Source organism: Teredinibacter franksiae, assembly GCF_014218805.1.
GTDB classification, from domain to species: Bacteria; Pseudomonadota; Gammaproteobacteria; order Pseudomonadales; family Cellvibrionaceae; genus Teredinibacter; species Teredinibacter franksiae.
Genome location: NZ_JACJUV010000001.1, coordinates 1,971,719 through 1,991,826, shown reverse-complemented (window position 1 = coordinate 1,991,826; position 20,108 = coordinate 1,971,719). Strand labels below are relative to the sequence as shown.

Sequence of the window (20,108 nt, the reverse complement as noted above, 5' to 3'; positions counted from 1 at the left end):
GCATTTGAGCTAACAAAAGCATTGCCCGCGCGGAAGTGATTCAATGAAGCGGGTCGTTCTTGTTGCACATATTTTTAATATGGGTCATAAATAAAAGAAAAAAAACCGCAGCCATGGCCGCGGTTTTTTTGTTACAGCTGTTGAGTAAAATCTAATTACTGAACAGTGCAGCTAGGTGTTGCAATGCTGCCATCAGAATTGCCCTGCAATCCAACGCTGGTGCTTTGGCCCGGTGCTAAGTTACCGTTCCAGCTGATATTGCTGGCGATAATGCAGTTACCGGATTCAGAAATCGACGCATTCCAGCCGCCAGAATATTGTGGATCTTCGTCGAAGCAAACTTCAACTGTCCAACCAGAGATGCTGGAGTTGCCGGCGTTGCTCACTTCAACATTCAACTGATAGCCACTACTCCAGCTATTAACAATAGCCGCATCACAGGTAACACCGCCGCTGCTGGAAGACGAGCTGCTAGAGGATGAGCTAGAGCTGCTGCTTGAAGAGGAGCTGCTGGAGGACGAGCTAGAGCTGCTGCTTGAAGAGGAGCTGCTGGAGGACGAGCTAGAGCTGCTGCTTGAAGAAGAGCTGCTGGAGGACGAGCTAGAGCTGCTGCTTGAAGAAGAGCTGCTGCTTGAGCTACTTGAAGAAGAGCTGGAGCTAGACGCAGTACCACAAGCACCTAAATTACTCCATGTACCATCGCTACCGGGCACAGAATTGGTATACCAGTTAGCTTGGAATAGGGTATTTTGGTACACCATTTTGTCGCCACCTTCGGCGTGGTTGTATGCACCGCCGGCCCAGTCTTTGGCTGTCCAGTTTGGATAGACATTTACACCATCACAATTACTGTTGCCATTGCTGGAGCTACTTGATGAAGAGCTGCTCTGGCTGGAAGACGAGCTGGAGCTGCTGGAAGAGGACGAGGAGCTGCTGGAAGAGGACGAGGAGCTGCTGGAAGAGGACGAGGAGCTGCTGCTGGAGCTGGAGGAAGAGCTTGAGCTGCTGCTAGAGGAGCTAATAGTGGTGCCCCAGTTTTCTACGACATTTTTAACATACCGGCCAGAAGCGGTTAGATCTGAATCGCTCCAATTACCAAAGGGGTTGGCGCCGGGCTTCATTACTGAAGATCCTTCCTCTTTATCACTCATGGCCCAATTAAGGTGAGAGATGTTGTTCTGCTTCATCCAAGCCATCCACTGATCAGCTTCGCCTGTAGCAACAGCTCCATCACCATCGGCATTTACCGCGCCCCACTCGGTTACCATTAAGGCAATACCGTTATTCATCGCAGTATCGGCTTTGTTTCGCAGCCACTGGCCATGGGTACCCGCGTAAAAATGCAGGGTATAAGCGATATTGCTATAGCCTCTGATGGGGTCTCGCGAGGCTTCGTCAACATTCTGAGACCAAGATGGTGTTCCCACAATAATCAGGTTGTCGGGGTCGATCGCACGAATGGCTGCAATAACGTCTTCAGCGTAGGGTTTAATAACACCGCTCCAGCTGATCTGCAGGGGTTCGTTATAAATCTCATAGACTACGTTGTTGTAGGAGCCGTATTTGGTTGCCATCTCTTCAAAAAAGTCGATGGCCAGTGCTTTCTTGTCTTCGGCGTGGTGGCTGTGAAAATCGATAATTACATACAGGTCTTCGTCGATGGCGGCTTCTACTAGCGTTTCAACGCGTGCTTGGTTGCCATCGGGATCTTCTTCATAACTGCCGTCCTCATCGGCACCCATAGCGGCGCGAACGATCGTGGTATTCCAATCGTCTTTTAGCCAGCGAACGAGGTCTGCGTTATATTTATCTTCTTGTGCCCATCCGGTGTTACTCCAAAACCAGCTATTACCAGCAAAGCTTTTTGCTTCGCCGCCGCTAAGAATTTGGTTGCCGCTCACGGTGAGTGGTGGAACGCCAGCATTGGCATTAAATGCCGTTAATACTGTAGCGCAAAGCGTAGCGCCAAGCAGGTGCTTGTAGGTTTTTAGTTTCATTTAAGTAGCCTTTTACATAGTCGTTAGTATTATTTTTATTATTAATCGTCTGTGCCTAAAGAATGACAATTGGGGTGAATACTATAGATGTGATAACCCATTTGCGGTATGGCAGAAACCAGTTTACAAGAAAACGCGTGTGTTGAAAGTGATTTTTTAAATCTAAAAAAAGCAAAGTGTGAAGTGTTTAACGGGTTTAATGGTATGTTTATGGGGTTATATAAAAATAGAGCTGCGTATTTTAAGCATTATCGGCGGAGTTTTTCATTGAAATAATACGGGTGGTGTGAGCCGTTATGGCACGGGAGATATTAAAATTGGTACTGGTTACATCACTCGGTTATTTCTTTTTTACGATTACTGGAGGGAGGGTGCTTGTTATGGCCATACAGGTAACGGCGATTGGAGGGCGGTGTAAGGCTCCTGCAGAAGGGCATGATTCTATTGGTTAATGCGTTATCGCAAGCGCTGCCGACCGAACCTATATACACTCTAAAGTACACGCTTTTGTGTTGTCTTAGAGTAGACATTTGGACAGATCGTACGCCGAAAAAAATTTACTGATACACAGAAACGGCTTTAAGATCGGCGGCCGTGTTAACCCGTGTAAACAGTGCCGCAGTGGTTTATCTGTGAATTTCATTGTGCCGGTAAAAGCGTGTGGGTGGTGTCGGTGCATTTATCTACGCATCCACTAAACCGGTTTGGCTGCAATATAGAATTTGATGGGCAAGGGAAGTACAACGATTTTTAGTTTGATTGCGAAGCCTTAGCGTAACGCTGGTTGCCATTTCAAACCGGTCAACGCTGCATAAATCCAGAGATTAAATGTAATTAATAGCGGTTCCGTTTAGTTTGCAACTAGGTGCTTCTAAGTTTGGGGCGATGAGCACTACCCGGTAGATTTTACGATTCTTTGTCAAGCGTTCGTTAAGTTATGGGCTTGGGATTTAATGTTTGTCTGCACATTGGGTGCAAAATTCAACGGCTGGACTTATTTCTAATCGCTTCATGTTGATCGGTTCACCGCAATCCATACACCAACCGTAGTCGCCCTCATGAACACGCTTGAGGGCGGCATGAATCTGCTTTACTTTTAATTCTCTACGTCTATTTTGTTCTTGCTGCATGGCCTGTTGTTGCAGTGCGTCCATTCTTGAAAGGCGGCCGATTTTGGATTGGTCAAGCTCAACAGTATCTGCACCCTGCTTTGAAATGGCATCCAGTTGGGAGAGTTGTTCTAAATCTTTCTCGAGCAGCGATTTGTATCTGGCTAGATCGATAGGCATGTGGGTGGACTTTCTAGTGTTAGAAGCTACTCAGCCTAACCGAATTGGCCTTCGGGTACAAAATGTGTGGGGGATGGTTGAAGGGTGGTTTGGGGGAAAGGTTGTTGGTTTTAACTGAATTTCTCTGTACTTTGCCGCAGAGCGAGGTGTAACCCCATTTCCACCTGTTCCCACGCTGAGGTGCGGGAACAGGGGATAGCTGGAGGAGTGCTGTTTATTTTGCCGCTGCGTTTTTCGCGCGCTTGCGTTCGTTCTCTGCAAGCAGTTTTTTACGCAAACGGATGCTGTGTGGTGTTACTTCCACTAGCTCGTCATCCTCAATAAACTCCAGCGCCTGCTCCAGCGTGTGCTTAATAGGTGGTGAAAGGGTGAGTGCCTCGTCGGTACCCGCAGCGCGGATATTATTCAACTGTTTGGCTTTGGTGGGGTTCACTACCAAGTCATTGTCGCGGGAGTGAATGCCAACAACCTGACCTTCGTACACTTCGGAGCCATGGCCCAAAAATAGTCGACCGCGATCCTGTAGGTTAAACAGGGCGTAGGCTAGAGTTTTACCCTTTACCATGCTAACCAGTACACCATTTTGGCGGCTAGTCACTTCACCGGCTTTTACCGGGCCGTAGTGATCGAAAATACTGGTCATAATGCCCGAGCCCGAAGTGAGCGTAAGGAACAGGCCTCTAAAGCCAATAAGTCCGCGAGATGGAATAATGAATTCCAGTTTAACGCGGCCCTTGCCATCGGGTTCCATGTTGGTGAGTTCGCCTTTACGTAGGCCAATCTCTTCCATGATAGAGCCTTGATGTTGGTCTTCAACGTCAATAACGACCTGCTCAAAGGGTTCGTGAATTTCACCATCCACTTCTTTCTGGATAACTTCAGGGCGAGACACGCCCAGCTCAAATCCTTCTCGACGCATATTTTCGATGAGTACCGAAAGGTGTAATTCACCGCGACCCGAGACAATAAATTTATCGGGGCTATCACCCTGAACAACGCGCAGCGCCACGTTGTGAATCAATTCCTGATCCAAGCGCTCTCGTATATTGCGCGAAGTGACATATTTGCCATCTTGCCCGGAAAAGGGTGAGTCGTTCACCTGGAATGTCATGCTCACGGTGGGTTCGTCCACACTTAAGGGTGGCATAGCTTCAATGGCGGTCGGTTCGCAAAGGGTGTCGGAGATGCCCAGTTTGTCGACACCGGTGATGCAAACAATATCGCCAGCGGTGGCGAGTTCAGTTTCTACCCGCTCAAGGCCGTGGTAGCCCATTACCTGCAGAACTTTGGCCTTGCGGGTTTTACCTTCCGAGTTGACCACTACAATTTGCTGATTGGGCTTGAGTTCGCCGCGGCTTATGCGGCCAATACCAATAACACCCACGTAGCTGTTGTAGTCCAGCGCCGAGATTTGCATCTGGAAAGGTTTGTCGATTTCTACTTTGGGTGGTGGTACTTGATCCACAATTAATTTCAGCAGCGGCGTCATATCGTCGGCCATATCGTCCAGGTCCAAACCGGCATAGCCGTTAAGTGCTGAAGCGTAAATCATGGGGAAGTCGAGCTGCTCTTCGGTGCCGTCTAGGCGGTCGAATAGGTCGAATACTTGGTCGTGTACCCAGTCTGGGCGAGCGCCGGGGCGGTCGACTTTATTAATAACAACAATGGGCTTAAGACCTTTTTCGAAGGCCTTACTGGTAACGAAACGGGTTTGCGGCATTGGGCCGTCTACCGCGTCTACCAGTAAAAGAACACAGTCAACCATAGAGAGTACACGCTCTACCTCGCCACCAAAATCGGCGTGCCCAGGGGTGTCTACAATGTTGATGCGGTAACCGTTCCAACTGATGGCGGTGTTTTTGGCAAGAATGGTAATGCCGCGCTCACGCTCCTGATCATTGGAGTCCATTACGCGCTCAGCGCCTTCATCTTTGCGGTCCAAAGTACCGGACTGGCTTAAAAGCTTGTCCACTAGGGTGGTTTTGCCATGGTCTACGTGGGCAATAATGGCGATATTGCGCAGTTTTTCTATCACAGGAGAAGCCTCAAAAGAGCTGGGGTGGGAATCGCATTGGAATCGGTTGGTTTAAGCCAGTATGGCGAGAAAAAGCAATTTGTACGCTCTATTGCGTAACAACGCGCGTAGATCCTGCTTTTTAACGACAAAATAGTGATAAAACCAGCGTCCTCTCAGGACGATATTGATCAAAAGGCGCGCATTATAGCCGTGTAATATGGCGTTAGATAGGGGCTAACAACACTAATTGAAGTCCCCGAACCTGTGCTTTTGCTGCCGCTGTTAGGGTTGGTCTACAATGCTGGTCTATTGGCTGGGGGAAAGCCCCGCAGAATAATAAATATTAGTCTCACTCAATACCTTTCTAACAGGGGCCACGAGTGCCCGAAAACCACAAGGAGACCCGCAATGGTCAAGCGTTACGACAACATCTTGGGCACCATAGGCAACACCCCCGTTGTAAAAATTAATAAGCTGGCGCCGGCTAACGTAAACCTGTTTGTAAAAGCTGAAAGCTTCAATCCCATGAGTTCGGTGAAAGACCGTTTGGCACTGGGCATTATTGAAACGGCTGAGAAGTCTGGGGAGCTTAAGCCCGGTCAAACTGTTGTGGAGGCTACAAGCGGAAACACCGGCATTGGTTTGGCCATGGTGTGTGCGCAAAAGGGGTACCCGCTGGTTATCGTTATGGCTGAATCGTTTAGCGTTGAACGCCGCAAACTTATGCGTTTTCTTGGCGCCAAAGTTGTATTGACCCCGGCACCGAAGAGTGGAACCGGTATGGTGGATAAAGCGAAGGAGCTAGCCGAAAAGAATGGCTGGTTTTTAGCGCGACAGTTTGAAAATGAAGCCAACCCCGATATGCATTCGCGTACAACTGCGCGTGAAATCATTGATGCCTTCGACGATATTTCACTGGACTACTGGGTAACCGGCACAGGTACCGGTGGTACGTTAAAAGGTGTTGCCCGAGTGTTGCGGTCAGAAAGCCCCAACACCAAAATTGTGGTCACTGAGCCAGCGAATGCGGCTGAAATTGCCAGCGGTATTCGCCAAGAGCGTAATGCCGATGGCTCGCCCGCTGCCGCGCACCCAACGTTTACGCCGCACCCTATTCAAGGCTGGACACCCAATTTTATACCCAAGTTGGTGGAGGACGCCGTAGACGAGCAATACTTCGATCAAAACGTTGCGGTTACCGGCCCTAGAGCTATTGAGTGTTCTAAACAGCTGGCTCAACAAGAAGGTATATTTGTGGGCATATCGGCCGGCGCCACATTAGCTGCGGCACTAGAAGTGGCTAAAAATGCGCCTGATGGCAGTAATATTTTATGCATGCTGCCGGATACCGGAGAGCGTTATCTATCTACCCCCTTGTTCGAAGATGTTGGTGTCGATATGAACGAAGACGAGCTGGCAATATCCAAATCTACGCCGGGGTTTCAGTTAGGTTAGTCGGGGTACTCTAAAAAAGGCAGCCTAAAAAGGGTGGCCATTTTTTTGTCGGAAATGCACTAGGCAATACTAGGCGCAGGGAAATGGACAGGGGTTTCGAGTAATATTTTCCAAGTATACCAACCCCTTTGGTAAGCACGCGCGAATAACCAAAATAATAGAAATGTGGGGAAGAAAATGAAGCCTTTAATAACAATAATAATAGCTTTTCTGTTCTTTCAGGTTGCAGCTGTTACAGCCGACAATGTTAATGTAAAAAAATTAATGAATCGAAACTGGGTTCAGGTAGAAAGCGAACACTTTTCAGCGTTATCTGAAGCTGGAGATAAGAAAACGATTGCCATGCTACAGGAGTTGGAAGACTTCAATTATTTCATGAGCGACCACTTAGGCTATCAACAGAAACCCTTAGAGCATAAAGTGCCGGTTATTCTTGCCAAGAGTGGAGGCACCTTTAGGGCCTTGGGTATGCCAAGAAATTACGTTGGCATTTTTTCTCCTAGCGGAAAGTTTTTCTTTGCTCGGGCTGATAGATTTCGTTCATCGGCAAAGGGTAGCGCGAACTGGGGGCGCTCCGTTGTGCTCCATGAACTTGTGCACCTACTGATTTCGGGGCAATCCTACAAAATGGCGACCCCGCCGTGGTACAACGAGGGTATTGCTGAATATTTTGGTACATTTAAACAGGAAAATAATTCGGTAGTATTGGGTGATATGTCTGTTTTGGGTGATAGGTTTTACAGCATATTAAGCTCGACAGGGCAAAAATTTGAGTCGGTAGACACTGAAGCCCTGTTTAAAGTGACACAGGAAGAGCTGAAAGTTGGTTCGGGTAATGGCCGTAAGCATAAGAAAATGTTAGAAAAGTTCTACGCGCGTTCGGCGGCCGTTGTGCACTACCTGAATGCTGATCGTGCTAGGCGTAAGCAAATGCATGTTTATCTCGTTTTGCTTAAGCGGGGATATACAGTGGACAAGGGGTTCGAGGCGGCCTTTAAAACGACTTATGCGGAATTGGACAAGGCTGTAGATGAATATGTAAGTGGCCGCTGGATGATGTCTCGCGTATTTCCCATTGGCACCCAGGCCGGGATGGTCAATTTTCCTATCGTGAAAACCGAAACAATCGAAATAACTAATCGAGATGCTATGGGTTTTATCTACGATAGGCTCGTGTATTTTTCTGATCAATTCTTAGGCGAAGGTGCTCGGGACAAAATGAATGCTGATTTTGAAAGGCTGATTCCAGGGTTCTTCGAAAACTAATGCGCCTCTTCGCTGTTATATTGTTTTGGGGTATTGCGCTGTCAATAGTGGCAGAAATTCCCGAGAGTGCGCGTTCTCGCGTCGCAGTAGAGCGACATGCGCCCGCATTAAAAACTGCACTACAAGCTAAAACTCTACAGTTGGGTTCGCCAGTTTTTATTCGGGTATTTAAGCGAACGGGAAAGCTAGAAGTGTGGATACAGAACGCTGCGCAAACTTACTCGCTGTTTAAAATCTACGATATTTGTTATTTTTCTGGAAACCTTGGCCCTAAAACTAAGCAAGGCGACATGCAAAGCCCCGAGGGCTTTTACTACGTAACACCCGGCCAATTGAATCCTTGGAGCCGTTTCCACTTATCTTTTAATTTGGGCTACCCCAATGCCTACGATCGTTACCACGGTCGTACCGGTAGCGCCTTAATGGTTCACGGCGATTGCGTATCCATTGGCTGCTATGCCATGACCGATAAAAAGATAGAAGAAATCTATACGCTGGTTGAAAGCGCATTGCGTAATGGTCAGCCATTTGTACGGGTGCATGTTTTTCCGTTTAAACTTGAGGATAATAAGTTACTTTTGTATTCGGGGAATAAGTGGATAGATTTTTGGAAAAATCTACGGGAAGGCTACCAGTTTTTCGAGAAGTATAAGGTTCCACCGAATGTTGAAGTGGTTGGTGGGCGGTATGTGTTTGAGTTTGATGAGATTTAGGCTGCTCGCTTAGTGGATTTATATGTCTGGTGAGCCAACACCAAGTACCAGCTTGCTATTGGTTTGATAATGCAGTGGCACATACAGGTCAGGAGATTGTGTGGACCGGCTTCTACCGTTAAAGTCGTATACTAAGTGTTCAATCCAGAAGTCATCGACAGACAGCGCGCAACGAAAACCTGCAGGCGTAATGGTAGTTCCGTGACGGTAAGGCGTAACAAAAAGCGATAGGTTCGCGCAGGGCAGTTGGTAGTGGTGCCATTTCCTATAAGGGAAAACCATGTGCCCGCCAGCTTTGCCAAGCATAAATACTTTTACAGGGTACTGTGTTCGAGGCAGGGTTTCTGGTGGATCGAGTACACCTGATTTTTTGTTGAGGTGATTATCTTCTGTGAGCAAGTACTCTGTAGAGGGTTTGAACACAATATAGGCGGTATCAAACCAGTAGTAGAAGTACAGGCGGTTTTCTTCAAACTCAGAAATGTCGATGATTTTTCTGGCAGTATTGTTGTCGCAGCCCGGAAGTAACCAAAGAATGACAAATACCGCTGTTATGCGAACGCTGAAAAATTTCATTATGAGTAGCCCGTACGATAGCGTTCTAGGGGGGTTCATTCTATATGTCGTTCTTCGATTCAGTAAAGGCTGCGCAGTGGCAGCTGCAGACGCTTACTTGCGTTTAGCGAAAGCAGAGCTTAGGCCGGCTTGCTTGTGTTTTTGCTTCTATGTGTATTCAAATTCCCGAATAACGTCAATGAAAGCCTCGCCAAACTGCTCCAGTTTTCGATCTCCAACACCGGAAATATTCAACAGTTCATAATCTTGTAGCGGTCGTTTCTCAAGCATTTCCCTCAGTGTGGAGTCATGAAAGATAACGTAGGGCGGTACGCCATTTTCATCGGCCAGTTGTTTACGGCATTGCCTTAAGGCGTTCCACAGTCCCATGTCTTCTTCGGCTATATCTAATACTTTTTTACGTAATAGCGGAGATTTTTTGCTGACTTTATCTTTGCGCAAATAAATAGTTTCTGCGCCGCGTAAAATTGGCCGACAAGATTCGGTGAGACGCAGACAGCCATAGCCTTCATGGTCAACTGTTAGCAGGCCTCGGGCAATAAGCTGGCGGAAGATGGTTCGCCATTCGTTCGCAGAAAGCTTATTGCCAATACCGTAGGTAGAAAGCGCCTGGTGGCCAAACTGACGAATTTTCTCGTTGTCGGCCCCACGTAAAATATCAATTAAATGCCCCGCACCAAAACGCTGGCCGCTGCGATACACTGTGCTTAGTGCCATCTGTACAGCTTCACTGGCATTCCATGTGTCGGGTGCTTCGAGGCAGTTGTCGCAATTACCGCAGGGCTCTGGCATTTCGTCACCGAAATATCGCAGTAATACTTGTCGCCGACAGCTCGCTATTTCACATATGCCCAGCATCGCATAGAGTCTTTGTTGCTCCTGGCGCTTAAATGCTTCGTCACCTTCGGAGTTTTCGGCCATCTGGCTGAGCTTTACCACATCTTCTAGACCGTAGAGCAGTAGTGCCGTTGATGGCTCGCCATCGCGTCCGCCGCGTCCGGTTTCTTGATAATAGGCTTCTACACTTTTGGGTAAATCCAAATGCACCACAAAGCGTACGTCGGGTTTGTCTATCCCCATACCAAAGGCGATGGTTGCAACAATAATAATATTGTCTTCGCGTAAAAAACGATGTTGATTGGTTTGCCTCGCGTTCGCACTCATGCGCGCATGGTAAGGCAGTGCATTAAACCCCTGTTGTGTTAGCCATTCGGCGGTGTCTTCCACTTTTTTTCGTGAAAGGCAGTAGATGATGCCCGTATTGCCTTGCTGCTCGCTGCGTAAAAAATTAAGTAGCTGGTCGCGGGGCTTATTTTTCTGTTGAATGCGGTACTGAATATTAGGTCGGTCAAAACCGCTAATAAATTGTTGCGCACGGGTTAGTGATAAACGCTCAATTATTTCGGCGCGAGTACGTTCGTCGGCTGTTGCAGTGAGGGCTATGCGTGGAATAGTGGGGAACGTTTCGTGCAACAGGCTTAGGCGTAAATAATCGGCCCTAAAATCATGGCCCCATTGCGCAACGCAGTGGGCTTCGTCGATGGCAAATAATGAAATGGGTGATTCTTGAAGGAGTGCCAGCGTACGTTCTTGAATAAGGCGTTCCGGTGCGATGTACACTAAGCTCAGTTCGCCATTGCGTATGGCGTTCTCAGTATGCCAAGTGCTGTCCCAGTCGAGAGTTGAGTTCAGGTAACCGGCATTGACTCCCAGTTCGCGCAGAGCGCTTACCTGGTCTTCCATTAATGCAATAAGCGGGGAAATAACCACACCAACGCCTCCTCGCGCGAGGGCGGGGATTTGGTAGCATAGCGATTTGCCGCCACCGGTAGGCATAAGAACTAGGGCATCGCCGCCGGCAACTACGCAGTCAATGATTTTTTCTTGCGGTTGGCGAAAACTGTCGTAGCCAAAAGTGTGTTGTAGAATATGTAGAGGAGAATTTAACATTAGGGTACGGCGTAGCCTTTTGATGCTTCCCAAATACGGTACCACTGTTCGCGGTTTAGGGTTAACTCGTCGGCCTGCACAGCGACTTTAATACGCTCGATTTTACTGGTGCCCAACAGTGCTAGCGGAGCACTGGGTAGGCGTAAAACCCAAGCATAAATTACCGGTTCAATTTCATTAAGGCCTAGCTCGTCGGCAACTATTTGAAACGCTTGGTGTAACCGATGGCCTTTATCATCACTCGGAGACATTAGTTTCCCGCCTGCCAGGCACGACCAGAGCATGGGCGAAATTTTATGGTTGGCGCATTGTTCAAATATACCGTTATCCAACGCGTCTAAGTGATATGGCGAAAACTCTATTTGGTTGGTGACCAACCCCTCAGGTATAAAACTTGTAACGGCTTGTTGCAACCGTTCAAATTGCGCCACAGTGAAATTCGAAACACCAAAGTGTTTTACTTTACCACTGGTTTTTAGTTGTAGAAATGCTTCCGCTAGTGCTTCCGCATTCATTAAATAGTCGGGCCGGTGTACCAGGAGTACATCGATATAGTCTGTATTCAGATCGCGCAATGAGGCTTCCACTGATTTCAATAGATACTTGGCGGAGCTATCGTAGTGATTGATCGCCTGAGCGCCTATCGGCCCAAATCCACAGGGGCGAATGCCAAATTTAGTGATAATTTCTAGTTGTGCACGCAATTGCGGCTTCAATGCTAGTGCACGGCCAAATAGCGCTTCGCTACGGTAGACCATGGCATGATCGACGGTGGTGATACCCATTTCTAGGTGTTGTTCAATAAAGGTCAGTAGCTCCTGATCACTTTTCCCCCAATGTTTTAGCCGCCAGTAACCGGCAATTAGGCGGGATACCTCGGGGCCGTCGCCGGTGGCTAAGGGTATTCGGGAAATGGTCATAGTGGGGAGCCTTATCGGTAGATGGGCGTTATTGTATCAGTTCAAACAGAATTCTGGGTGTAATGGCTGGCCAGTAAGCGATTGGCAATTGTTAAGTGAGCGTTTAAACTGCGGGCACTAAAGGAAAGCTTTTAACCTAGCAACAAGGAGCTAGTTCCCGCCATGTTAAGAAATAAATGGCTACAGCTGTGTATTGGTTTTGTACTTGCTGCCAGCAGTATTCTACTTTTTGTTTTTATTCAAAATCCCCAACTGCGATCATCCACGGATGATCGACCTCGTTTAGCGTTGCAGAAGGCTAATGCCATTGCTGACTTACGCGCTTCTCTTGAGCAAGAAAACAAAGTAGTTGCTGAAAGCGCAGAACAGGTTGGGAATAAAAATACGGAACAAGTAGGCAATAAAAACACTGGCAATGAAAAGCAAAAACCGAAACGTCAGCTTAAAAAAGTAAACAACGATATCTTCTTTAAGTTTGTTACCGTACACAGAGAAGAGCTTAAAGAAGAGCTTGATAAGCAACTTGCCGCGTTTGAAGCAACTCGCGATGCCGGTGTGGCCTATGAACTGAGCAAACTCTACGCGCAGTGTGCGGCTATTCCTCAGGATAGAACAGCCTTTGAGCAGTGGGTGCATGAGCGCAGCAACAGGTTACTGGAGCGGGGAAAAAGTAATGGGGAGCTTGCAGAGGCCGAATCCCGATGGGAAAAAAACTACAGCGATTGCCAGCAAGTTCCGGTAAACGGGGAGACGCGTGACTATGAAAAAGAAGCGCTAAGTTTTCTGGAGGAGGCGGCGTATGCCGGCAATTCTAATGCCGTATATGAATTGGCTACAACGGATGCTGCCAGCTACCTCGCTAGAGATAAAACGCCAGACGAAATTAGCCAATTAAAAAGTGATATTGGTGAGATGCTGTTGAATGCGCGGTCAAGTTGTGACCCCTTTATCTTTTCTACGCTCGCCGGCGGGCGAGGAAAAGATGAGAATTGGGTTCTCGAACTAAAGGTGCCGGAAGCGGGATTTGTTTGGGCAAATTATTGGACGATGGCGGCAATATATATACGTAATATTGAAGTGGATGACGGGAAGAGGCAGCAGTTCGGGGACAACTTGCGTGAGCTGGAGAAAAAGTATGACATGAATGCGCAGGACATTAAAGTAGCTAAAAAAAATGCAGAGCGCTATTACAATCATTTTTGTACAGAAAAAAATAGAGGGAATTCCTGATAATGTGGGATCAACGCTATTCGGTAGAGGAATACGTTTACGGTAAATCCGCCAATGCTTTCCTTCGGGCGTATAGTGCTAGCCTTCCAAAAGGCAAAGTACTTTGTTTAGCCGAGGGCGAAGGCCGAAACGCCGTATATCTTGCGAGTTTGGGATATGAAGTGTGGGCAGTAGACGCATCCAGTGCGGGCCGTGATAAAGCACTAAAGCTTGCGAAAGAAATGAACGTTAGTTTGAATTACGAGGTGGCCGATCTCGCCGAGTACGATCTGGGTAACAATGAGTGGAGCGGTATTGTCTCTATCTTTTGCCACTTGCCTCCAGCTTTGCGTGAGTCTTTACATCGTCGTGTTGTTGCGGCACTTAAACCCGGTGGTGTCATACTGCTTGAAGGATATCGGCCAGACCAATTAGAGTTTGGCACCGGTGGCCCGCCCAGCAAAGAGTTGATGATGTCGGCGCAACAATTACAATCGGATTTTGCTTTGCTTTCGGTGGTGCACCTGCAGGAGCTTGAGCGCGATGTTACTGAAGGCATTTGTCATACAGGTGAGGGGGCTGTGGTGCAGATGGTGGCAAGTAAGTAAATAACGAAATAATTGGCAGAAAATTTGCTCAATATCATTGGTAGCGAGCGCAAGTGTGACGAGATGCGTTTTTTTGCCAGTGTTCTTTTGATTTTTTTACGTTTATACCTAAGACTCTGTCTAAAGTTATTGTGTGAAAGATTCACTGTTTTATTCACCTTTTTAATTGACCTAGGAGTTTCACCGCTATGAGCTTGGATAAGCGCTACTTAAAAACAAAACCCGTATGCAAAGTAAAATTTATTGCCCCTGCCACTTTGGCAGAAAGTGCGAAAAGTATTTATTTGGCGGGTGAATTTAACGGCTGGGATTGCTCTAGGACGCCTTTGAAAAAGCAAAAAGACGGTAAGTACGCCACCACGCTAGATTTGGCGACAGGAAAAGAATATGAGTACCGTTATGTACTAGACGGTGAGCAGTGGGAAAATGATTTCGATGCCGATAAGTATGTGCCCAATACCTGTGGTACCGATAATTCAGTGGTTGTGGTGTAAGGCGTAGTTTTCTGAGATGCCAAGCTTGGGATCGCACTTATTTAAAACATTTTTATAGGGCCGGCACCGAGTAGGTGCAGCCCTTCATATAGCAAACACCTTTTATAAAGCTGCCACGCCAGAGGTTTTAATCAGCTAGTGGTGATGACCACCTTCACCGTGGGCATGGCGGTGGGTGATTTCGTCTTCTGTCGCTTCACGCACACTTTTAATTTCTAATTCGAACTGCAGTGTTTTGCCGGCAAAGGGGTGGTTCATATCCACCGTTACCATTTTTAAGCCCGGCTTAATAACGCTGGCGTTAACGACACCCTTTTCGGTGTTTACCCGCACAATCATTCCTGGCAGTAATCGTTTATATTTACCGGCCAAATGTTTAATGGGTATCTTCTGTTCTGCGTTATCGCGCTTGGGGCCATAGGCATCTTCTGGGGGAAGGGAGACCGTTTTGGTTTCACCTTCAGACATGCCTGCCATTGCTGTTTCCAGCCCCGCGAGGATATTACTGTGGCCATGCAGGTACGCCATTGGTACTGAATCGTGATTGGTTTCGAGTTGTGCGCCACCCTCTTCACTGAGGGTGTAGTGAAAGCTAACGACGGTGTTATTGGTAATCTGCATGTATGTTTCTCTAATGGGTTCCAATTTGGGGTTTATACGAAAAAATTAACGGCGGCGATTATAGCACTGCGGTTGAAAGAGATGTTTTGTGACAGCAAATTGACTTCAAAACTGAGATAATCGTTGTTTATCTAGGCCAACGGCCTGATGCTCTACTAAACTAAGGGTGCCTGGGAGTGACCCCCATGGCTACCGAGCTTGCGCCGTCCAGTAATTTAGGGCGGCGTTTTCTTTTGTCGGTAAACAAATATGGTTCAAACTTTCAGTACCCCTCTTTCCTCGCGCACTCTTTGGGTCAGCGTGCTCAGCTTGGCATTGCCTGTGGCTGCGCAAATGATCCTGCAATCGCTTATTGGCATGGCCGACGTTCTAATGGTTGGCAACTTGGGGCCAGCGGCGCTAGCTGCGGTAGGCCTAGCGGCAAAACTGCATTTCCTTCTATTGGTGTTAATGGCCGGCCTTGGCGCAGGCTGCGGCATACTGGTAGCCCAATACACCGGGGCCAGCAATATGCCTGCCTGCCAGCGTACGGTAGCACTTACGTTGTTTGTTGGCGCTGTGGTGATGATTCCCTTCACTTTAGCCTTCGCATTTCTCAGTGAACTCTGGGTGCCACTTATCAATCCAGATGCGGAAGTCGCACGTCTAACAATCACTTATCTGAAAATTACCGCTCCGGTATTATTGATTACCCAGGTCATCATCATTTACGAAGCCGGATTGCGCGCTTTGGGTAATACCGGCCTACCCTTGGCTATGGGGGCGCTCGCCGGTCTGTGTAATATTATCCTTAATTACGCGTTGATCTTTGGGCATTTCGGCTTTCCCGCAATGGGTGTGGAAGGTGCCGCGTGGGCAACACTGGTGGCGCGTGCGCTACAGCTAACAGGTACGCTTTTGTGGGTTTACCACAAAAAGCATGCGTTTGCGTTAGCGAAAAGCCATTTTGTTGCTGCAGCTAACCGTCAGGACTTAAAACGATTTGTAAATTTTTCTCTGCCGCTGGTGATCAACCATATTGTTTGGGGGGTTGGTAATGCGACCTATCATGTGCTTACTGGCTACGCAGGAACAGATGCGCTGGCGGTAATGGGTATTGTGGTGCCTATAGAAAGCCTATTCTTTTCGATATTTATAGGGCTTTCGAATGCGTCAACCGTGTTGATTGGTCGCGCACTCGGAGGCGATAAAACCGACGAAGCGTGGCAGTTGTACGGTTTCTTTATCCGTTTAACGATGGTGTTGGCTGCCGTGCTGAGCGTAAGCCTTTGGTTTGCACGACCTCTTGTGGTAGGTATATTCGATGAACTCGACGTCCAAACAGCGACGTTGTTGAATAACACTCTGGCGATATTCTGCGTGTTGGTGTGGATTAAAACCATGAATATGGTGCGTATACTGGGTGTGTTACGCGCGGGTGGCGATAATCGCTTCTGTCTTACTACTGATACCCTTGTGATGTGGGGGCTGGGCGTACCACTATACGCTTTTACGATATTCAGTTTGGATGTATCTTTTCTGGTGATATTTGCATTAATGTTTGTAGAAGATACGGCAAAGTTTTTACCTGTATGGGTGAGGATTCGTTTTCGCCGCTGGATGAAAAATTTGACGGTTGCGAAAGCATAGAGGAAGCAACAGTGATGAGTTGTATTCGGCTATTACTATTATCAAGGCTTTGTTTGCAATTGGCTCCTGAAAAGCGCTAAGTTCGCTCCAAATAGAGGTCGATTGTTGGGGGGGGGGGGACGAATTGTGGGCGAATTTCAATTGAGGTTCGCGGTTCGAATGGGCTAGATTATGATTGACCAAATGATGGTTGTAACGAAGCCCCCGAAGGTAAATATGTTTGTCTAAAAAACAACTTTTTTCGTTGCTTGAGTCATTTACTATTTCACTCATTTTCCCAACTTTGTTGATACAGCGCTATAGCACTTTCTTGTAAAGCTCTATCAGTTTTTCCTGCTGGTTCGGGCTTAACTGAGATGTAAGGTCGCTTGCGATATGCGCAAAGCTAACACTGGCTTCATCCAGTACACGCTGGCCGGTATCGGATAGTTTTGCGAGGCTTTGCCTTGCGTCGCGGGGATTCTTGATTTTTTTAACGATTCGATTTTTCTCCATTGGCATAAGTAGACGGGTTACGCCGGATGCACTCATGCCTAGATGCTCTGCCAGTTCAATTCTTGAGACCTCTTTATGGGGGCAGCTGCTTAAGTAATCCATAACGAGATATTCAGTAAGACTGAGCCCATGAACACTTAGTCGGTTACCGACCTTTCGCGATAATCGCGATGCAATGAGTGAGTTTTGGATGATGAATGCTGAACTAACGCAGTTTTGTGTCATAATTAATATGCTTTACATATGGTTGATTGCTCAAGTATATATGAAGCGTATTGATTGTCAATTAAGGCCATCTTAATTACGAGTTTGATCAATATCCGTATTTAAGTTGGGTGAGCGGACTTTTATCTTGAGGGAACTCGCTGAATATGGAAAACTAAATACACCCAAAGAGTAAGCCTGTAATATTATTTCGAGCGCTATTCAATGTGTCACTTAGAATTATTATCTTATAGATATGCCCTTGAATCAGCGAATTGCATTTCAGGCTTGAAGCTAGATCAGGTCTTTCATAAAACGTGGCATGGGAAAATGTTCCCCCGGACAATGAGTAGACTCCCCCTGCGTATGGCCGTGGCCGGTAATATTCGATAGCGGTATAGCAAATTCTAGCATCAGGTTTTTAGTTAGTGCTAAAAGAGCCATATATTGAGCTTCTGGTACAGTGTGCTCTTCAAAATTCCCAATGAGGCAAATACCGATGCCCCTGAAGTTCCGGTCGGTATTTCGGCCGGACACATGGGCACCCCAGATATGATTTTTCTGTCGCCAATCGCTGGCGACCTCTCCCATTTTTAAGCCGTTCCCGTTGCCAATCACATAGTGATAGGGAATGGCGTCGACCGGATCGCCTTGCTGTCGTTCACGGTGTACTTGCTGAAGAAACTTGATGGTGCCGAATTTACCCGCGCTATGGTGCACAACTATATAGTGCCAGCGGTTAGGCCAATAAATAATGCCGGTTGTTAAGCTGGCGGCAATAGCGGTAGAACTAAGTATAAAACGTCTACGATTCATAAAGCATTCATTCGATATGGTTTAACTGGAGCAATGCGGTAGGTTTGTTATGTCTGACAGCATAGACAGCAATAATGCCAATTAGGTTTCGCAAAGCCGTTCAACATATCGCCAACTCTCTACCTTGCGTTGAGCATCCTGTATATCAAAGCCGTTGGGTATTTTGCTAATGAATAAAACCCTGGCAATAAATACGTTTTTTTGTGCAATTGCTTAATTGGTATGACCGCATTCGCTCTGTATCGATATTTAGCAAACCTAAAGTATGAAGTTGATAATACTGATACTGTTAAACTTATGATTGTCTTAGCAGTTCTGGGGCTTTCTGTTTCCTCGTGGATGCTAAGGCTGCGGACGTGCGCAAGGCGATAGATTATTCTACGTAACGGCCTATTGTGAGTTGCATGCGATGGCGCATCCATCAACCCTCCAAATAAAATTTTAAGATTAGAATCAGGGCCATCTCTGATGACGGCAGCCTTCTGTTACGCGTTAAAAATCGACTTTTTGTCGTCCATATTCTTTAGTTCCCTCCGCGCATACGCCTCTGACGATTTTGCATACTATATAGCATTCGGCAAATGAGAATGAATTGCATTAGTATTTGCGGCAATTGATAATCATTCCTATTGAGGTGTGCCGATGGATAGCTCAAGTGCCGTTCAAGACAGTGTCGTTTTACCGTCGTCTTCTCTGCTGGAAAGCTACAACGCCAGTACGGATAATTACTTTTCAGCGCCGGATTATCGGTTGTTGGCCAAGCCGCCCTTTGCCCAGTTATTGCCAGGGGTTGACCGTACCGACCTGTTTCACCGGGTATCGGAATCGCTCCGGTTTGCTACCGAGTTAGGGCATGAAGAGGCGATTGTGATCGGCGCTGTGCCGTTTAATGCGTCCAAGCCCGCCTACTTACGTTTAAGCACCAACGCCGAGGTGAATCAAAAATTGAGTGTGCTTGACAAGCGGCTGGCACCACTAATGCTCCCGGTGAGTGAAGTAGCTTTTTCGGTTACGCCGCTGCCCAATGCAGAGGTGTTCAAAAATAGTATTAACGAAGCTTTGTCATTAATTGATAGTACAGAGCTAAGTAAAGTTGTGTTGTCGCGCCGTTTACAGTTGCAGTCCTCTACACCGTTTGAAGAAAAAAAAATTGTCCAGCGATTGGAGAATGCCAACCAGAGCGGTTATACGTTTTCCATTGATCTAGTTGGGGAGCTGGAATATGAGGCTGAACGCTCCACCTTAATTGGTGCCAGCCCTGAACTATTAGTATCGCTGCGTGACGGAAAATTAATAGCCAATCCATTGGCCGGTTCGGAGCCGCGTACCGGTGATGAGCAACGGGATGCCGCCTTGTGTGAAGGTTTACTGCGTTCCGAAAAAGACCTGCGCGAACACAGTGTTGTGGTCGATGACGTTATAAAAATATTAAAACCTCTGTGTTTCAATTTAGATAGTCCTGAAGGCCCCTCTATTTTGCGTACGCCGACAATGTTGCATCTATCCACTGAAATTGTCGGTGAATTGAAAAACCCCGCAACCACCTCCGTTGAAATTGCACTTGCGTTGCACCCTACGCCAGCGGTGTGTGGTGAGCCCCGAGAGAGGGCTCAGGAAACGATTGAGCGGCTGGAAAACTACGACCGAGGTGCTTTCTGCGGCATGGTGGGGTGGTGCGACGCGAAAGGCAATGGCGACTGGGTGGTTACCATTCGCTGTGCAACCTTAAAGGGTAGTACTGCTACGTTGTATGCGGGTGCGGGTGTTGTGGCGGGGTCTTGTCCCGACAAGGAGTGGAAAGAAACCGGTGCAAAATTTAAAACCATGTTAAATGCTATAGGGATTTAAT

General features: G+C 47.3%; 17 protein-coding genes. 8 read left to right on the top strand and 9 right to left on the bottom strand.

The window, feature by feature from the left end; all coding sequences use genetic code 11:
* Positions 1–155: 155 nt before the first annotated feature.
* From H5336_RS08200 to typA, 3 genes are all read right to left on the bottom strand, one after another.
* Positions 156–1,997, bottom strand: a complete 1,842-nt coding sequence (locus H5336_RS08200; protein WP_185233188.1) for a cellulase family glycosylhydrolase — start codon at positions 1,995–1,997, stop codon at positions 156–158.
* 950 nt (positions 1,998–2,947) lie between these two features.
* Entirely contained in the window at positions 2,948–3,286 is a 339-nt protein-coding gene (locus H5336_RS08195; RefSeq protein WP_185233182.1) for a TraR/DksA family transcriptional regulator, read from the bottom strand.
* Between the two features lie 214 nt (positions 3,287–3,500).
* On the bottom strand, positions 3,501–5,321 hold the full coding sequence (gene typA / locus H5336_RS08190; RefSeq protein ID WP_185233180.1) for a translational GTPase TypA: 1,821 nt from the start codon (positions 5,319–5,321) through the stop codon (positions 3,501–3,503).
* Between the two features lie 390 nt (positions 5,322–5,711).
* On the opposite strand from typA, the gene cysK reads away from it, so the two are divergent.
* The 3 genes from cysK (at position 5,712) to H5336_RS08175 (ending at position 8,737) form a co-directional block, all read left to right on the top strand.
* The gene (gene cysK, locus H5336_RS08185) at positions 5,712–6,758 is read left to right on the top strand and encodes a cysteine synthase A (RefSeq protein ID WP_185233178.1); all 1,047 of its coding nucleotides are present in this window, start codon (positions 5,712–5,714) and stop codon (positions 6,756–6,758) included.
* Between the two features lie 177 nt (positions 6,759–6,935).
* On the top strand, positions 6,936–8,024 hold the full coding sequence (locus tag H5336_RS08180; protein WP_185233176.1) for a hypothetical protein: 1,089 nt from the start codon (positions 6,936–6,938) through the stop codon (positions 8,022–8,024).
* Positions 8,024–8,737, top strand: coding sequence for a L,D-transpeptidase family protein (locus H5336_RS08175; protein ID WP_185233174.1), 714 nt, complete (start codon positions 8,024–8,026; stop codon positions 8,735–8,737). Before H5336_RS08180 ends, H5336_RS08175 begins: the two co-directional genes overlap by 1 nt.
* Positions 8,738–8,755: 18 nt before the next feature.
* On the opposite strand, the gene H5336_RS08170 is transcribed toward H5336_RS08175, so the two are convergent.
* From H5336_RS08170 to H5336_RS08160, 3 genes are all read right to left on the bottom strand, one after another.
* Positions 8,756–9,313, bottom strand: coding sequence for a hypothetical protein (locus H5336_RS08170; RefSeq protein ID WP_185233172.1), 558 nt, complete (start codon positions 9,311–9,313; stop codon positions 8,756–8,758).
* Between the two features lie 147 nt (positions 9,314–9,460).
* Positions 9,461–11,263 (bottom strand): DNA helicase RecQ, encoded by a 1,803-nt coding sequence (recQ, locus tag H5336_RS08165; RefSeq protein ID WP_185233170.1) that lies wholly within the window; start codon positions 11,261–11,263, stop codon positions 9,461–9,463.
* Positions 11,263–12,183 (bottom strand): aldo/keto reductase, encoded by a 921-nt coding sequence (locus H5336_RS08160; RefSeq protein WP_185233168.1) that lies wholly within the window; start codon positions 12,181–12,183, stop codon positions 11,263–11,265. Before H5336_RS08160 ends, recQ begins: the two co-directional genes overlap by 1 nt.
* Positions 12,184–12,345: 162 nt before the next feature.
* Here H5336_RS08160 and H5336_RS08155 point away from each other — a divergent pair, with 162 nt between their 5' ends.
* The 3 genes from H5336_RS08155 to H5336_RS08145 all read left to right on the top strand — a co-directional run bounded on the left by H5336_RS08155 (position 12,346) and on the right by H5336_RS08145 (position 14,494).
* On the top strand, positions 12,346–13,413 hold the full coding sequence (locus H5336_RS08155) for a hypothetical protein (protein ID WP_185233167.1): 1,068 nt from the start codon (positions 12,346–12,348) through the stop codon (positions 13,411–13,413).
* A gap of 2 nt (positions 13,414–13,415) precedes the next feature.
* Positions 13,416–14,000, top strand: a complete 585-nt coding sequence (locus tag H5336_RS08150; protein ID WP_185233165.1) for a class I SAM-dependent methyltransferase — start codon at positions 13,416–13,418, stop codon at positions 13,998–14,000.
* Between the two features lie 188 nt (positions 14,001–14,188).
* A complete protein-coding gene (locus H5336_RS08145) occupies positions 14,189–14,494 on the top strand; it encodes an isoamylase early set domain-containing protein (protein WP_185233164.1) in 306 nt (101 codons plus the stop codon).
* A 135-nt stretch (positions 14,495–14,629) separates the two neighbouring features.
* On the opposite strand, the gene H5336_RS08140 is transcribed toward H5336_RS08145, so the two are convergent.
* Positions 14,630–15,115, bottom strand: coding sequence for an FKBP-type peptidyl-prolyl cis-trans isomerase (locus H5336_RS08140; RefSeq protein ID WP_185233163.1), 486 nt, complete (start codon positions 15,113–15,115; stop codon positions 14,630–14,632).
* A 249-nt stretch (positions 15,116–15,364) separates the two neighbouring features.
* Between H5336_RS08140 and H5336_RS08135 the strand changes: the two genes are divergently transcribed.
* Positions 15,365–16,744 carry an MATE family efflux transporter gene (locus H5336_RS08135; protein WP_185233161.1) on the top strand — a complete coding sequence of 460 codons (1,380 nt, stop codon included), beginning with the start codon at positions 15,365–15,367 and terminating at the stop codon, positions 16,742–16,744.
* Positions 16,745–17,041: 297 nt separating this feature from the next.
* Here the strand turns inward: H5336_RS08135 and H5336_RS08130 are convergent, their stop codons facing one another.
* Together H5336_RS08130 and H5336_RS08125 are read right to left on the bottom strand one after the other, a co-directional pair.
* Positions 17,042–17,464: a MarR family winged helix-turn-helix transcriptional regulator gene (locus H5336_RS08130; protein ID WP_185233160.1), complete on the bottom strand. Its 423-nt coding sequence runs from the start codon at positions 17,462–17,464 to the stop codon at positions 17,042–17,044.
* Positions 17,465–17,737: 273 nt separating this feature from the next.
* Complete coding sequence (locus H5336_RS08125; RefSeq protein WP_185233158.1) at positions 17,738–18,259, bottom strand: peptidoglycan recognition protein family protein; 522 nt, start codon at positions 18,257–18,259, stop codon at positions 17,738–17,740.
* Between the two features lie 642 nt (positions 18,260–18,901).
* On the opposite strand from H5336_RS08125, the gene H5336_RS08120 reads away from it, so the two are divergent.
* Positions 18,902–20,107: an isochorismate synthase gene (locus tag H5336_RS08120; protein WP_185233157.1), complete on the top strand. Its 1,206-nt coding sequence runs from the start codon at positions 18,902–18,904 to the stop codon at positions 20,105–20,107.
* Position 20,108 lies beyond the last annotated feature (1 nt).

Coding starts and splice junctions, on each gene's coding strand:
- H5336_RS08200 (WP_185233188.1), bottom strand. CDS start 1,997: ATGAAACTAAAAACCTACAAGCACCTGCTTGGCGCTACGCTTTGCGCT.
- H5336_RS08195 (WP_185233182.1), bottom strand. CDS start 3,286: ATGCCTATCGATCTAGCCAGATACAAATCGCTGCTCGAGAAAGATTTA.
- cysK (WP_185233178.1), top strand. CDS start 5,712: ATGGTCAAGCGTTACGACAACATCTTGGGCACCATAGGCAACACCCCC.
- H5336_RS08180 (WP_185233176.1), top strand. CDS start 6,936: ATGAAGCCTTTAATAACAATAATAATAGCTTTTCTGTTCTTTCAGGTT.
- H5336_RS08175 (WP_185233174.1), top strand. CDS start 8,024: ATGCGCCTCTTCGCTGTTATATTGTTTTGGGGTATTGCGCTGTCAATA.
- H5336_RS08170 (WP_185233172.1), bottom strand. CDS start 9,313: ATGAAATTTTTCAGCGTTCGCATAACAGCGGTATTTGTCATTCTTTGG.
- recQ (WP_185233170.1), bottom strand. CDS start 11,263: ATGTTAAATTCTCCTCTACATATTCTACAACACACTTTTGGCTACGAC.
- H5336_RS08160 (WP_185233168.1), bottom strand. CDS start 12,183: ATGACCATTTCCCGAATACCCTTAGCCACCGGCGACGGCCCCGAGGTA.
- H5336_RS08155 (WP_185233167.1), top strand. CDS start 12,346: ATGTTAAGAAATAAATGGCTACAGCTGTGTATTGGTTTTGTACTTGCT.
- H5336_RS08150 (WP_185233165.1), top strand. CDS start 13,416: ATGTGGGATCAACGCTATTCGGTAGAGGAATACGTTTACGGTAAATCC.
- H5336_RS08145 (WP_185233164.1), top strand. CDS start 14,189: ATGAGCTTGGATAAGCGCTACTTAAAAACAAAACCCGTATGCAAAGTA.
- H5336_RS08140 (WP_185233163.1), bottom strand. CDS start 15,115: ATGCAGATTACCAATAACACCGTCGTTAGCTTTCACTACACCCTCAGT.
- H5336_RS08135 (WP_185233161.1), top strand. CDS start 15,365: ATGGTTCAAACTTTCAGTACCCCTCTTTCCTCGCGCACTCTTTGGGTC.
- H5336_RS08130 (WP_185233160.1), bottom strand. CDS start 17,464: ATGACACAAAACTGCGTTAGTTCAGCATTCATCATCCAAAACTCACTC.
- H5336_RS08125 (WP_185233158.1), bottom strand. CDS start 18,259: ATGAATCGTAGACGTTTTATACTTAGTTCTACCGCTATTGCCGCCAGC.
- H5336_RS08120 (WP_185233157.1), top strand. CDS start 18,902: ATGGATAGCTCAAGTGCCGTTCAAGACAGTGTCGTTTTACCGTCGTCT.